Here is a 627-nt window from a genome sequence, read left to right as displayed (position 1 = left end):
CGATATTGTATGGCATTTAATTGGCACCTTGCAAACCCGTAAGGTCAAAGATGTCATTAATGATATCGACTATTTCCATGCTCTTGACCGGATAAAACTGGCCAAGGAGATTGATAAGCGGGCGGATAAGGTCATTAAATGTTTCCTACAGGTCAATGTTTCTGGCGAGGAATCTAAGCACGGTATTGCACCAACTGAGATTGATGCCTTTCTCGAAGCAGTGGCCGAGTTTCCTAAAGTAAAGATTGTGGGCTTGATGACAATGGCGCCGATTGATGCTAGTGAGGAAGAAATTCACGGCTATTTTGCTAACTTACGTCAATTGCGCGATCAAGTGCAAGCTATGGGTAAAGACTTTGCACCGTGCCAACATTTGAGCATGGGGATGTCAGGTGATTATCCGATTGCAGTCGCTGAGGGCGCTGATTTTGTCAGAGTAGGTTCAGCTATATTTAACATAGAAACCGAGTAAACGGAGGAATCCAATATGGGTTTTAAAGACTATTTTGCAAATTTCTTTGACAATGATGATGATTTTGAAGACGACTACTATGAGCAAGAGTCGGTAGATACTAGTGATTCAAAGCCATTTGAAGAGCCAGTTGCTGAAAATCCAGCTGAAGCTGC

General features: G+C 42.7%; 1 protein-coding gene. It reads left to right on the top strand.

Going from position 1 to position 627, the window contains the following annotated elements; all coding sequences use genetic code 11:
- Nucleotides 1-472, top strand: a 472-nt coding sequence (locus ACRCJ0_RS18255; protein ID WP_431391556.1) for a YggS family pyridoxal phosphate-dependent enzyme, incomplete at its 5' end; no start/stop codon positions are given.
- Between the last annotated feature and the right edge of the window lie 155 nt (nt 473-627).

It is taken from the genome of Aerococcus sp. L_32, from assembly GCF_050689315.1.
Note: the sequence above shows the minus strand (reverse complement) of the source record. Positions and strands in the feature narration are given on the sequence as shown.